At 51.6% G+C, this 380-nt stretch carries 1 protein-coding gene; it reads left to right on the forward strand.

Annotated elements, in window-relative coordinates:
* Positions 1-380, forward strand: a 380-nt coding sequence (locus DDR33_RS25350; RefSeq protein ID WP_146198887.1) for a DDE-type integrase/transposase/recombinase, incomplete at both ends; no start/stop codon positions are given.

The raw sequence follows: 380 nt of genomic DNA on the forward strand, positions 1-380 counted from the left end.
TAGGGCGGGACTATTTATTTGACCTGATGCGGGAACACGGACTGGATATCCGGCGGAGAAAGAGACGGGTAGTGACCACCGATTCCCGTCACTGGATGCATAAATATGCCAATCTGGTGAAAGAGCTGGAGATCAGCCGTCCCGGGCAGGTGTGGGTCAGTGACATTACCTATATCCGCATGAACAGCGGATGGGGGTACCTCAGCCTGGTGACAGATGCTTATTCCAGAAAAATAATGGGCTACTGCTTTCATAAAGATCTCAGCGCTCAGGGATGTGCACAGGCCCTGAGAATGGCCCTGGACAAGCGGATCTGTCAGGATGAACTGATCCATCATTCCGACCGGGGATCACAATATTGCAGCAAAGAGTATGTAGAG

The organism is Pararcticibacter amylolyticus, from assembly GCF_003130405.1.
GTDB classification, from domain to species: Bacteria; Bacteroidota; Bacteroidia; order Sphingobacteriales; family Sphingobacteriaceae; genus Arcticibacter; species Arcticibacter amylolyticus.